This window comes from Acinetobacter sp. WU_MDCI_Abxd143 (assembly GCF_025514195.1).
Classification (GTDB): Bacteria; Pseudomonadota; Gammaproteobacteria; order Pseudomonadales; family Moraxellaceae; genus Acinetobacter; species Acinetobacter pittii_H.
Genome location: NZ_JAHPTH010000001.1, coordinates 825,539 through 839,363, shown reverse-complemented (window position 1 = coordinate 839,363; position 13,825 = coordinate 825,539). Strand labels below are relative to the sequence as shown.

General features: G+C 37.0%; 11 protein-coding genes. 2 read left to right on the top strand and 9 right to left on the bottom strand.

Going from position 1 to position 13,825, the window contains the following annotated elements:
• Nucleotides 1-1,143: a non-hydrolyzing UDP-N-acetylglucosamine 2-epimerase gene (gene wecB, locus KTI79_RS03905; protein WP_032053092.1), complete on the top strand. Its 1,143-nt coding sequence runs from the start codon at nucleotides 1-3 to the stop codon at nucleotides 1,141-1,143.
• 7 nt (nucleotides 1,144-1,150) lie between these two features.
• On the opposite strand, the gene KTI79_RS03900 is transcribed toward wecB, so the two are convergent.
• From KTI79_RS03900 to KTI79_RS03860, 9 genes are all read right to left on the bottom strand, one after another.
• Nucleotides 1,151-2,047, bottom strand: a complete 897-nt coding sequence (locus KTI79_RS03900) for a hypothetical protein (RefSeq protein ID WP_032053093.1) — start codon at nucleotides 2,045-2,047, stop codon at nucleotides 1,151-1,153.
• Nucleotides 2,025-3,869 (bottom strand): hypothetical protein, encoded by a 1,845-nt coding sequence (locus KTI79_RS03895; RefSeq protein ID WP_086376145.1) that lies wholly within the window; start codon nucleotides 3,867-3,869, stop codon nucleotides 2,025-2,027. The genes KTI79_RS03900 and KTI79_RS03895 overlap by 23 nt, the downstream gene beginning before the upstream one ends.
• Nucleotides 3,870-5,120, bottom strand: coding sequence for a glycosyltransferase family 2 protein (locus KTI79_RS03890; RefSeq protein WP_032053096.1), 1,251 nt, complete (start codon nucleotides 5,118-5,120; stop codon nucleotides 3,870-3,872).
• Complete coding sequence (locus KTI79_RS03885; protein ID WP_032053098.1) at nucleotides 5,107-6,003, bottom strand: hypothetical protein; 897 nt, start codon at nucleotides 6,001-6,003, stop codon at nucleotides 5,107-5,109. The genes KTI79_RS03890 and KTI79_RS03885 overlap by 14 nt, the downstream gene beginning before the upstream one ends.
• Complete coding sequence (locus KTI79_RS03880) at nucleotides 6,003-6,749, bottom strand: hypothetical protein (protein WP_016140323.1); 747 nt, start codon at nucleotides 6,747-6,749, stop codon at nucleotides 6,003-6,005. The genes KTI79_RS03885 and KTI79_RS03880 overlap by 1 nt, the downstream gene beginning before the upstream one ends.
• Before the next feature lie 194 nt (nucleotides 6,750-6,943).
• Nucleotides 6,944-8,386: a cryptochrome/photolyase family protein gene (locus KTI79_RS03875; RefSeq protein WP_032053100.1), complete on the bottom strand. Its 1,443-nt coding sequence runs from the start codon at nucleotides 8,384-8,386 to the stop codon at nucleotides 6,944-6,946.
• Between the two features lie 118 nt (nucleotides 8,387-8,504).
• A complete protein-coding gene (locus KTI79_RS03870) occupies nucleotides 8,505-8,987 on the bottom strand; it encodes a peptidylprolyl isomerase (protein ID WP_002118581.1) in 483 nt (160 codons plus the stop codon).
• A 135-nt stretch (nucleotides 8,988-9,122) separates the two neighbouring features.
• The gene (locus tag KTI79_RS03865; protein WP_086376144.1) at nucleotides 9,123-10,409 is read right to left on the bottom strand and encodes an NAD(P)/FAD-dependent oxidoreductase; all 1,287 of its coding nucleotides are present in this window, start codon (nucleotides 10,407-10,409) and stop codon (nucleotides 9,123-9,125) included.
• 97 nt (nucleotides 10,410-10,506) lie between these two features.
• Nucleotides 10,507-11,826 (bottom strand): D-alanyl-D-alanine carboxypeptidase PBP6B, encoded by a 1,320-nt coding sequence (locus KTI79_RS03860; protein WP_032053103.1) that lies wholly within the window; start codon nucleotides 11,824-11,826, stop codon nucleotides 10,507-10,509.
• A gap of 170 nt (nucleotides 11,827-11,996) precedes the next feature.
• Between KTI79_RS03860 and KTI79_RS03855 the strand changes: the two genes are divergently transcribed.
• Nucleotides 11,997-13,700 carry a M61 family metallopeptidase gene (locus KTI79_RS03855; protein ID WP_032053104.1) on the top strand — a complete coding sequence of 568 codons (1,704 nt, stop codon included), beginning with the start codon at nucleotides 11,997-11,999 and terminating at the stop codon, nucleotides 13,698-13,700.
• Nucleotides 13,701-13,825: the final 125 nt, after the last annotated feature.

Sequence of the window (13,825 nt, the reverse complement as noted above, 5' to 3'; positions counted from 1 at the left end):
ATGAAGAAAGTTTTTATATCGATTGTATTTGGAACCCGTCCTGAATTAATCAAACTTGCTCCTGTTATTTTATTGGCAAAACAAGATCCTCGCTTTCAAGTTGAGGTAATTTTTACTGGACAACATGATGAATTGGTCAGAGATGCGATAGATTTCTTTGGGGTTGAAATTGACCACCGTCTTAAAATTATGAATGCAGGACAAAGTTTAAATCAGTTATTAATTCATGGTTTGAGTCAAATCGAGAAAGTATACACCGATGGACAAAAAAGAGATGCAATTGTCATTCAGGGGGATACAACAACTGTTTTAGCCGCTGGCTTAGTCGCGTTTTCAATGAAAGTTCCTGTTGCGCATGTTGAAGCTGGTTTACGTTCTTATGATTTGGATCATCCCTTTCCTGAAGAGGGAAATCGTCAGTTAGTTTCACGTATTACCAAATGGCATTTTGCTCCGACTGAACAATCAAAAAGAAATCTACTTAATGAACAAATTCCGCCAGAACTTATTACTGTTACAGGCAATACAGTCGTTGATGCGGTGTATTTAGGACGTAAGTTAATTTCCGAAAAATCTGATTTGAAGAATCAGCTCGAACCTTATGGAATTCAATTAAAGCAGGATGACAAAGTTGTACTTATTACTGCTCATCGTCGTGAAAATTTTGGCGGTGGAATTCAAAATATTTGCAATGCGGTTGAGCATTTAGCCCAAGCACATCCTGATTTACATTTTATTTGGCCAGTCCATTTAAATCCAGCAGTACATGATGTAGTCCATGATAAGTTTAAAGACCATTCCCAAATCCATCTTGTTAAACCATTAGACTACCCAAGTCTATTGGCAGTCATAGACCGATCTACTTTTATTTTAACGGACTCAGGTGGCTTACAAGAAGAGAGTCCATCATTTAATAAGCCGGTTTTAATCTTACGGGATACTACAGAGCGACCTGAAGTTGTTGAAGTTGGGGCAGGTGTTTTAGTGGGTACAAACCAACAAAAAATTATTGAAGAAGCTGAAAAGCTACTTACTGACCAACAGCACTATGAAAAAATGGCGCATGTAGAAAACCCATTCGGCGATGGGCAAGCTGCTCAACGTATTCTCGATCAAATTGCTAAATCTTATGAATTGGCATAATGATGAGTTAAGAGTTCTTCTCACTTATGGATTTATTAACACCACCATAAGTGAGGCGATACCATAAGCTCACAATATTAACGCACCAGCGGCTCATGTAATGAGGACCATCAAAAATATAAACAGTTTTGCCTTCATACGCTTTTAGCTGAGAAATAATTTCCCAAGGATACGCGGCTCTAAATTGCCCATTCTTTTTTACCCTAAAAGCTTCTAATACTATAATTACTTTGTCTTTTCCAAGTTTATGTTCAAGCTGATCTAAAATATGTTTGGCCTGTTTAGGCGATCGAACGCCTACACCAACACCATCTTGAAAAAAAACTCCAGTATGGTCAGGTAGCCAGCTTTTAACCCACAAATCATAATGTTCAGGTTCGCTTTCGCCACTATAAATACTTACCCAGACTGGTGAGGGAAGTTTAGATAATACATGGCCTAAAGCACTTACTCTTAACCACGTTGGATCCGCTTCAACTGGAAAATAATAACCTTTAGGTGCTATTTTTTGTTCTTTTATAATTTGGGTAGATTTTTCACCTAATTCAATGACATTAGCTCGAGCTTTAGGTTCATTATATTCACCTGCTAAGCCCAATATGACGTTTTTTGCCCAAGGTTCTTGTTTAATTTTTTCTAAATTAATAGCTTTTTCCCATTGTGGAAAATTTGATTCTTTCCACCATGATTTAGATTCAACCACAGACCATTGGGGAACAAAGGTATCGACCCCTAAATAGTGCCAATTTCCCTCTGGTGGAGTTGTATCATTGTCGGGCTGCCAAAAAATGCCTTCAATATGAGGGGCTTGACCTTGATGTTTGAAAAGCCCCGCATATGCGATGACACTACATATAATTAAAATAATAAATGCAGCTATTTTAATTGGTATCTGTTTTCTCATTATTTCGTCTTAACCAGTACCACAAGAAGATAATTATTATCATAATTGCAGAGATAATCACAACTAATAAGAAGAAAGAAGACTGTTGGACTAAAGGAGCCTTTTGATTACCGACGATGAGTTTTTGTAAAACATAGATATTTCCATTTTCCGAAACTAACATTTTGGTCACGTTATTTGGAATTTTATGTTGGATCTTTTCCCAAAGGTGCATAAATGTTTGTGCACCACCTTCGGAATCGGTAATCACATCAAAGCGATTATTGTTATAACTAACAATGAAGCCATTCTGCGCAGCAGGTGCATAAATAATATCCTGATGCATTAATACCTGTTGTTGATAAATATCTTTATTCACACGGACATTTATGGATTGTGGTGCATTCGGTGAATAACGGACTAGATTGAGAGGCATTGGTGCCTGTGTTAAAAGCATTTTTTTTGCGGTTTGACCTAACACAATCGCGATATTTAACGCACCCGATTGATCATCAATTGCAATAGTCGGAGTCGTTGCTAAAGTCATTGAAATTGCCGCTACACCATTTTTGAGCTTATGAGGAAGTTTTACAGTGGATTTGGCAGTATCAATCCAGAGTGAACCGTGCGCATTAGGTAAACATTGAGAATTAGCAATGACCGAGTTTTCTAGTTTTAGACTAAAATTTGTTGTATTAGAAATGGCTTTTGCAAAAATATTGAATTGACGGTTTACTGGGTCGGAAGCCAGATCCGCCGTTTTCATACTTCCTGCAAGTCCACCATCAATCCAAGCCGTAATATTGGAACCTTGTAATAAACCACTTTGAATCCGAAGAGCAATTTGTCCTTGCAAAATATCGGTTGGTTGCCATACCGCAGGGAAGTCAAGAAACAAGTTTTTTTCCGCATGATTTAATCTGAAATCTTCAATGCCTAAATCAGCGAGTGTATCGATTTTTTTAAATTGAGCCCAAGTTGGATGGGATATCGTATTTGGGAAAATTGCACTTCCTATACTTAATTGTTGTACATAAGAAGGATTAATTAATCCATTTATTGCACTCGTTAAGTCTTGTTGCGTGTGGTAAGTAATGGATAGTGTAGGCACACCATCTACAGGTTTCGTGATTTGTACTAATGCTCCGCCTTTTAGTGGTGCTGGTGAGCGAATAACTTCAATAATAAAGTTTGTTTCTGGATTTAAATTTGTCTGTCCTGAATCGACCCATTCAATAGGGGTTATTGAGGTCCATGAGCTTGCCAATCTAGCGAGCATGGAGGCTTCTGTAATCTCTTTACGATTATATTTTAAAATCCCAACAAAGGGAGTTGGACGTCTCGCTTGTGGGTTAAATAAAGCATCTGGTAAGTCTTTTAAACGGTATTCATTACGAATAGGCGTAAAGTCGAGTTGGGAATTGCTTAAATAAGTTAGGTGATCAATATCTTCTGTACAGAATGTTTCTCTGGTTTGATTAAGCGTAGACGGTTTCGCATATTGTTGAATAATAAAATCCAAACGATGAAAGCCACTCTGACTTGCGGGGATATCAAATTTGAATTGACCATCACCGCTCAACGTAGTGTTATAAATCAGTTTATCATCATATTTTACGAGTAAAGTTGTATCACTTTCTGTGGAGTAATCACTTGAAAATTGAATGTTTTGCCACTGGGCACCTTTTCCAATATAGAAAAAATGTGGCTCGACCGTATATTTAGTTGAGGTACTAATATCGTCGAGTTTCCATGTGTATGCGTGAGCAGACATGGCGAGCATAAGACTGGTGCTGGCAAGGAGCACTTGAGCTGTTTTATAAAGATCAAAAGTCTTTTTCATTTATTTTTTCTCCTTGCTACGTTCCGTTTTATACCATTGAAGGGAATTACCCTGAATTTTATTTTTAAGCATGTCATATGCGGCTTTAAATACAATAAAAAGAAAGATTTGTGAGTAACTTACATAAGATATAACAGAGTAAAAGTAGAGTTCTGGTTTAACTTTTTCGAGTGAAAGGGTAAACCACATTTGTGCGACATATAGGCAAAATGAAAGCCCCCACAAAGTAGTAAATGGCCCTGGAACTGAAATACCTGCAATATCAAGCAACCCTAGGGTTAAGGTGATATGACTCCAGAATAAAGCAGGCACAAAAAGTATGTAGCACATAATATTATTTAGAATTTCAATGCCGATAGGAAAAGGCGTTCTTAACGCTACGGGTAAATATTTACGAGTTACATAAAAATTACCTTGAGTCCAACGTGAACGCTGTTTAACAAATACATTTAAAGAGGGTGGGTCTTGCTGCCAACCAATTGCATAAGGCACCCATTTAATTCGTTTTTGGCCGATAAAAATCCTAAAACTCATTTCAGTGTCATCGACTAATGATTTTTCATCAAAACCACCTAAGGTTTCTAAAGCATCACGCCAAATGACATAGTTTGTGCCCATTAATGTTGATAATTCAAAACGTTGCCAACGTCCGCCTTGGAAAATCCATTGGAAAAAGATGAATTCGATGGCGATAAATCGGGTCAAAATACTGTCTTGCCAGTTGCGTGTTCTTACTTTTCCATTAACGGCCACTAATTTTTTATCGGCAAGCAGGGTTTGAGCTAGCAAGCGGACACAATCGGGTTCTGGCGTACTGTCCGCATCATAGACAACAATCAATTCGCCTCTGGCATGGGGGAGGCCATTATTAAGCGTTCTAGATTTACCTTTACCACCCATTCCTTTAGGAACATTGACAATCTTTATGCAAGGATAAATTTGTGCCAAATTTTCGGCAATTTCTAAGGTGTTATCCTTTGACCCATCATTAATCAGTAGAACTTCATATGCTTCGGCTGGATAGTCCTGTTGAGCAATTGCATGCAAAGTATCTTCAATCACAACGCCTTCATTGTAAGCAGGGATCAAGACACTCAGAACGGGCCATCTCTCTGGTATAGGAAGGTTTTGTAGCTCTTTTTCAGCTGTTTTTGAATATTTCCAAGCTTGATAACTTAACCACGCCCAAAATGCTTGTGGAATCCAAATCCCTAAAAAGCCGAATAAGAAAAGAATATCAATTGGAGCCATTTGTTCTTACCCTCCTGATAATAGACGAGATGAGTAACAACAATAAAATTAGTCCGACTACCAATGAAAACCAAGAAACATAGCTACCAAATGTACCGAGAAGATTTGGATAATTACTTGTGAGAATTAGATCAAGTGGAACTACAACCGTGCTTAACCCAATGAAAATATAGCCAATAAGACTCGTCTCCACTTTTTTAGGCGTACTTACGTAGTTGATATGATTAAACTTCCAAGAAATGCCGAGTTGAGGGTATCGAATATTTGTTGTTGGTAAATCAGCAGGAGGATTAACAATAATTTCATAACCCGAAATATGACCATTAAAACTTTTAGCTGAATAGAATAAATGTTGACCTTGTAAGATTTCTCGTGAAGGTAAAGGAAGCTGTGAAGGATTAAATTGAATAATATAGCTACCAGTAGGTTGTGAAATTAAATTTTCATCCCAACCTGTTGAAACAAAAGCAGCCATGGGCCGTAAACCAATGGCAGTGGAAAATGTGGCTTTGGCCGCAAAATATTGAGGTTGTTCTGATTTATAAAGTGCAATCGGAATCGCACCTTGGCTTACTGCTTCTTTAAGCAAGAAATAATGAGGGAATCCGAATACTTCATCCGGTAATATAATGCCAGGTTTGATCCCTTTATGAATCAGCTGTTGAAAACTATCTGAACTGATTTGGTCAATTGTAAAAACAGGCCACCATGTATCCTGATATGGAAAAAACATAGAAAGATCATCTGTACGCTGAACTTCTTTTTTATTTTGTTCTGCTTTAATTTCACAATGATAATATTGACGGTAGAACTGTTGTAAAGTCGCGTCTGGATATTGGCTAGAAGCAATAATAATTCCACAAATATTAAGAAGATTGGACATTAGTTCATCTCCTCAGGTGGAATAGGAATAACTTTATATTCCACCTCAAGGCGTAGTGTCATAATTTCTCTTAATTTTTTAATGAAATCAGGTTCTTCATCCGTTTTTTGGTTGCGAATTACAATACTGTATATTTTTTCAAGATCGTCATCCGCAAATTGGAAAATAATTTCTTGCGGCTGATGCTGGCTCAAAATTTTAATCATCTCATTTTGTGTGGTTTTCCATACATCATCGCCTAACATTTCTTTAATTAAGCTTCGGTTGAGAATTTTGATTTCAAAGACTTCATAATCTTGTATTTGATGATGATCAAGAAGTTTAAAGAAACTACGTTGAAAGTACTTGAGTGCACTCAGCGGGAAAATATCACGACGGTAATTACGGTCATAACTTTGAATGTCACGGTACTTTTGGACATTAATTTCAATATTATGGCGTATAGCGCTAAGAAAAAGAGGAATGAGAGGGATAATAAAAAGTAAAAGAAGCTGCCTTTCAATATGTGTTTGTGCACTTAAATCAAGCAAGAAATATACAGCAACTCCTACGAAAGCGATTAGACCCACAATTAAAGATGCACCAACTTGTAAAAAAGCTCCAGAAATTAAAAGAATAAGAATGAAGATCCAGCTTCCTCTAAAACTTACAGGCAACCACTCATACGCCACTATGCCCATAAATAGATGAGCTGCGATAATCCATAAGACGAGTGTTCTTCCAGGGTTCTTTTGTTGCTGTTGCATGCGAGCTATGGCTACCTTTTTGTAATGTTAATTTTTTTATACTTTTATTACTAAACGTGAGACATTGCGAAGTTATTGTTGTTTATGGCCTTTTTGAGTATCTATTATGTTTATTTGTAGAACAAAGTCTCAATATAGTCAAATACTGTTCTTATTTTTTAATTAAAAATAAACAGATAAGACGTAACTCTTATCTAAATACTCTTGAAAGTTTCAATTGCTTTAAGGCGGGTTTCCTTTAAATCAACTATTGGTTTTGGATAATTTAACTGAATATTCGTTTTAGTCGAGTAGGGCTCATGAATGGCTTTATTGTCTAGATGAGCTAATTCTTGAACCCATTGACGAATATAATCTCCATTTGGATCAAATTTCTTTGATTGAGCAATAGGATTAAAAATTCTAAAGTAAGGTACAGCATCAGTTCCAGTAGAAGCACACCATTGCCAACCCCCATTATTTGCTGCTAAATCACCATCGATTAAATGCTCCATAAACCATTGTTCACCTACTCGCCAATCGATGAGCAAGTTTTTACATAAAAACATGGCTGTAATCATGCGTACACGATTATGCATCCAGCCAGTTTTTAAAAGTTGACGCATTCCAGCATCAATAATTGGTATACCTGTCTGGCCCGTTTGCCATGCGGTTAGGTGCTCTGGATTGTGACTCCACTTAATTTTCTGAGTGTTTTTTTTAAATGGAATATGTTTAGAAACATGGGGGAAATCAAATAAAATATGCTGATAAAATTCTCGCCAAAGCAGTTCATCTAACCAAGTCTGCTGGCCTTCATTTGTCAAATGAAAGTTGCCATGTTCAGCTCTAAAAAGAGCTTGCAGGCACTGGCGGATAGACAAAATTCCAATGTTTAAATAGGGAGAAAGTTGGCTAGTTCCTCTTACATTGGGAAAGTCACGTTCTAATTTATAATCAGATAAATGATCTTTAATAAATATGTCGAGCTGCTCTAGAGCAAAATTTTCTCCAGCTGGCCATAAATCTTGTTGCTCTTTAGAAACAGAAGGGTCAAAAAAAGCTTCAATATCTTTAAGAGTTAAGCTGTTTATTTGTGAAAAAGACGTTGGATAGCCACTTTGCTTTTCAGGAATCGGATAACATTGAGGTAACCCACTGATATCCAATTTTGAATAACATGCTTTTTTGAATGCACCGAAAACCTGATAGGGCTGCTGTGACTGGTTGCGAATAGAGCGTAAAGGAAAAATCGTACGGTCATGAAATAAAAAAAGTTCTTTGCCTTGTTGATTTAAAAAATCTTGTACAGTTTTATCTCTTTTTAATTCATTAACGCCAGTCTCTATATTTGAATAGACGTTTTCAATATTAAGTTGAGTGCTAAGTTCACCAATATAATCAGCGATATCTTTCCAATAAGGAATGACTTGGATAATAAGGGGAATATTAAGTTGTTCTAGTTCTTTTTTGAGTTGTTGAAGTTGACGTAGATAGAAATTAATTTTTATAGGTGCATCGTGATGCATTTTCCATTGTGCAGGCGATAAAATAATTAACCCAATACAAGGCCCTTGTTGAGAAGCATGCCATAAAGCAGCATGGTCTCGAACTCTCAAATCTTGACGAAACCAAATTAGCTGATTTACGTTTGACATCAAAATTGGCCCTTATAGAGTGAAGTGAGTTAAAGGATTATTATCAAAATATTATATAAAAATAAATACATAAAAAAAGCAAAGCCGAAGCTTTGCTCTTATCATCTTTAAAGATGGATTAGTGGTGATGACCACCAGCACCGTGTACGTGACCGTGATCTAATTCTTCTTGAGAAGCATCACGGATTTCTACGATTTCAACTTCAAAAGTTAAATCTTGACCAGCAAGTGGGAAGTTAGCATCAACAACAACGTTGTCGCCTTCAACCGCTTTAACAGTAACGATCTGAACGCCGTCATCTGTTTGAGCTTGGAATTGCATACCAGGTTGGATGTTCTCAACACCTTGGAACATTTGAGCTGGAACTTCTTGTACTAGGTCTGGGTTGTATTCGCCATAACCTTCAGCAGCTGGAACGTTAACAGTGAATTTTTCACCAACAGTTTTACCTGTTAATGCATTTTCTAAACCAGGAATGATATTGCCTGCACCGTGCAAATAGGCAAGTGGTTCACCTTGAGATTGATCAAGTGTTTCACCCTCAGCGTTTGTTAATTTGTAGTGGAATGAAACCACGTGGTTATTTGCAATAGCAGTCATGTTTTTGATCCATTCAATCAATTGAAGCGTACATCATAAAGTGAAAAATAAATTTTGTAGACTACAAAATCTTAATCTTTGGCACTTTTTCTGATGCGTTTTTATATAAATAGGGACGAACTTAAAAAATTCAACTTAATACAGCTTAATTTTTGGACGTACACGTCTTGTAAGTAAATCTTTCATTGTGAGTAGTCCAGCCTGAGTATATCCGTGAATCGTTGCTTGATGTAAACGATATAAAGAGACATACATTGTTTTTGCAATATAGCCTTGCACACTGACATCACCAAGTAATTCTCCAACGGCTTTATGACGACTTAAAGACACGAGAGAACCTTTGTCGTTAAATGTAAACATTGGCTGTGATCGGCCATTTAGTCGAGCAGCCATAGCGTCGACTAAGAAGCTGGCCTGTTGGCTTGCAACTTGTGCCCGGGGGCCAAGTGGAGGTTGTCTTGCATCAAGTTGGCAATGAGCACAGTCACCAAACGCAAATACATTTGGATCAGAATAGGTTTGCAACGTTGCATAGACCATCAGACGGTTAATATTATCGCGTTTAAAATCGGTAAAACTTTCTAATACCTTTGGTGCTTTTACGCCAGCGGCCCAAACGGTAATATCACTTTTGAGTTGGTTGCCATTGCTAAAGTAGATACAATGCTTATCAATTTTTTCAACGCGGTGTTGAGTTAAAATTTCAACCCCCATTTTTTTGAGTTGCCCAGCACTATGTTCAGCAGTTTTATCACTTAGAGCAGGTAAAATACGTTCAGAAGCTTCAATCAGTGTGATTTTGACTTGGTTGGGATGAATTTTCTTTAGACCATATTTATAAAAATTTTTAGTTGTTTCAATTAATTCAGCTGCCAGCTCTACACCTGTTGCTCCCGCACCAACAATTCCAATATTTAGAGTCCGTTGATTGGGTTGATTTTGAGCTTCAATATAAAGATGTAATAAATCTTGCTGAAAAATATCGGCTTGTTTTCTACTATCAAGGAAATGGCAATTTTCACGCACACCGGTTGTATTAAAGTCATTTGATACTGAGCCAAGCGCTAAAATAAGTGTGTCATAACTTAGCTCTTGCGGATGATTTTGTTGGTCTTTAGACACCTGAGGGGGCATTAGTTCAATTAATTTTTTGTCTTTGTTTACACCAACTAATGTTCCGAGCACAAACTCGTAATGATGTTTTTCTGAGTGTGCAAAATAGTTGGTTTGTTCTTCGTGGGGATTTAAAGAGCCAGCAGCAATTTCGTGAAGCAATGGTTTCCAAATATGCGTAAGGTTTTGGTCAACCAATGTAATCTTTGCTTTACGGTTTTTCCCAAAAGTTTCACCGAGTTGTGTTGCCAGTTCTAAGCCGCCAGCACCACCACCAACAATTACAATATGATGTAAATTTTGGGTCATTTTTTCACCTAATTATTTTTCTATAAAAAAAGATGGCTAAATTATGCCATCTTTTATTTATAAAATTTATTGTGCGTCTGTGCACAATTTGATGTTTTTAGTGCGAATCTACAGGGTAGAGTTTTGCCGCACTATGTTCACTCGATGAAAAAATAGAGAAGAGGCTAGAAAACCACATTGCGATTTTTTGGAAAATATTGGCTTCTTCAATATGTACGTTATCTTCGATTTGAAGACTACGGATTAGTTGATTATTTTGATAAATCGATACTGTTGCCAAACTTACGACTTTCATTAATGGCGCAGTTAATTGTTTTTCATTGAGCTCGATGTTTACACGGGTTTGAGTCGTTTCGAGCGGAGCAATGATTTTTGGTTGCATGTTGCTGTCGAGGACTTGGACACGTTGAGTCACATTGTCAAAAGTATTTAAGTCAATAGGTGCTGGGTCTGCATATAAAGACGTCGTTACAATGGTCGGTTGTTTTGTTTCTACCTTAAACATTTTTAAAGTCGATTTTACAACAGGTAGCTCTGCAATTAATTTCTGCTCAGGAATAATGACTTCATCACGTGTATAGGCATACGCAAGATTCATTAATTTATCTGCAATCTCAGCGCGTTTTACTGCACTCGGCGTACCTAAAACAATTACCAATAAACGTCTTTGATTTAGGTTAGATGAGAATGAAGGACGTGAAGCTGTTAAAGCCAAGTTATAACCTGCTGCCTTGGTATATCCGGTTTTTAAGCCATCTACAGATGGATCATATTTGAGCGCAAGGTTTGTCGCATGATGGAAGCGTTGGTTATAGCTAAAGCTTGGCATTTTTGAATAATGTAAATATTCAGGGGTCTGCTTAATTACAGCCTGACTTAATAAGCTAAGGTCGTGTGCTGTTGTGAAATGATCAGGCATCGTAATTCCGGCAGGATTACTAAAATGAGTATCTTTCATACCTAACGCCTGAGCTTCCTGATTCATACGTTGTACAAAGCGCGGAACATCACCAGAGATTTTTTCAGCTAAAGTCACGGCTGCATCATTAGCAGACATCACGATTAGACCTGCCAATAACTGATCAACTGAAATTTGTTCACCAGCTTTAAGATACATTTGTGATTCATCCCACTGAACAACACTTACAACAGGAGTAGCAGTAATAATTTCTTCTTTTTTCAACTTGCCAGCTTTAATCTCTTTTAAGGCAATATAGGCAACCATCATTTTAGTTAAAGATGCTGGTGCACGTTGCACATGGCTATTATGCTCAGCAATGATTTGACCCGATTGAGTATCTACAATAGTCCATGCAGCAGCTTCAACACTTTCAGGTGCAATATTGAGTAATGCAGCATTGGTTAGGGTAGTACAAAAAATACTAAAGAGGGTAAAAAGAGATAGAAAAAATTTCACGGATGACCTTAACTTTCACTGGCAAATACGGGACACAGATGCACAGCATGCTATGCCTTTTTTTCATGGAAGGCTAGTAGGAATTGTTGCCAAAAAATACATCTACGCAAGACGATACAAAAAAGTGATAATCTAATGTGAAGCCGTTCTTATTTTAAATTGAAGAATTTATGTTGCATTATCAAATTGAGTTCGATGATTACAAACAGCACCTTGTTCACGTGACAATTCGTTTTTTAGCCAACCCGAATCAGGAAATTTGGTTACCAACGTGGATTCCGGGTAGTTATCTAATTCGAGAGTTCTCAAAACATATTGAATCCGTTAAAGCTTATGATGAAGCTGGTCGTCTGTTGGACATTAAAAAAACGAGCAAGAATCGCTGGCGTTTATTTAATACAGACCACGAATTAATGACGATTGAATATGATGTATATACATATGATTTGTCGGTACGTGGTGCGTATGTCGACCAGACTCGTCTATATATTAATCCAGCATGTGTATGTTTGGCTTTAGAAGGGCAAGAGCAATCTGCATGTGAAGTTGAAGTTTTCTTGCCGGATGAATTAAAGCATTTTCAGTTAGCAACAGGCTTAGCTTCAAAAAGTTTAGTTAAAGGTCGATTTACTTTAAAAGCAGATAATTATGATCAACTGATTGATAGCCCATTTGAATTAGCTGACCAAACACGCTTTAGCTTTGAAACCCATGGCATTGAACATGAGTTCGTAATTTCTGGTTCGCATAATACGAATATTGATCGTCTAAAGGCAGATATTGAAAAGATTTGTGCAGCTGAAATAAATATGTTCGGTTCAGCACCATTTAAAGACTATACCTTTATGACGATGGCAACAGGGAATAGTTATGGTGGGTTAGAACATTGTAATAGTACAAGTTTGATTACACCGCGTGACGATTTGCCAAAGTCGAATGAACCAACTGAACCTTCTAAAGACTATCAACGTTTTTTAGGCTTATGTAGTCATGAATATTTTCATTCATGGTTAGTCAAGTTTATCCGCCCAGAAAACTTTGCAAACTATAATTTGCATCAAGAAGGCTACACGTCTTTATTGTGGATATTTGAGGGTTTTACTTCATATTACGATGACTTGATTTTATTACGTAGCGGTGTAATTTCTCAGAAATCTTATTTGGATCTACTTAAAGCACAAATTGACCGTTACTTGCAAAACCCAGGTCGTTTTGTTCAAACAGTTGCAGAGTCAAGTTTTGACGCGTGGATTAAATTTTATCGCCAAGATGAAAACTCGAATAACGCGGGCACCAGTTACTACAATAAAGGTTCGTTAGTTGCGTTATGTCTAGATTTGGGTTTACGTCTACGTGGTTCTAGTCTTGATGCTTTAATGCGTCGGTTATATGAAAACACTCAAAATGGTATGCAAGTAAATGAAAGAACCATTTTTGATTTATGTAAAGAACTGACGGGTGATAGCTGGATTGAACAAATTAATCATTTGATTAATACCACTGATGAGTTGCCACTTGATCAACTGTTCCCTGAGTTTGGCTTAAGTTATAGAGTTAAAACTGACAAATCTTTGCCATTAGGCTTGAAACTTGTTGATAAGCCAGAAGGTGTACTCGTGCAAAGTGCTCGCCGTGATAGCGCAGCAGCTAAAGCGGGTATTTCTGCCAATGATGTAATTATTGCAATTGATGGTTTAAAAGCGACCACTAAACTTGTTGAGAAGTATGCAAAGCAGGGTGGTACTTATACTGTCTTTGCTTTCCGCCGTGATGAGTTACTATCTTTTGAAGTTGAATGTTCTACATCTGATTTAACTGAGGTTGAACTTGTTATTGAAGATCAGGCTAAAACTGAAAAATGGTTAAAAGCTTAAATAATAGTTAAATCGTTTATAAAAAACCGATGTTTTGTACATCGGTTTTTTATTTTTAAATGCTACTAAAAGATGAAATCCGTTTTATCTTTGAGTTTGTTTTGAATGAAAAGTATAATAATTGT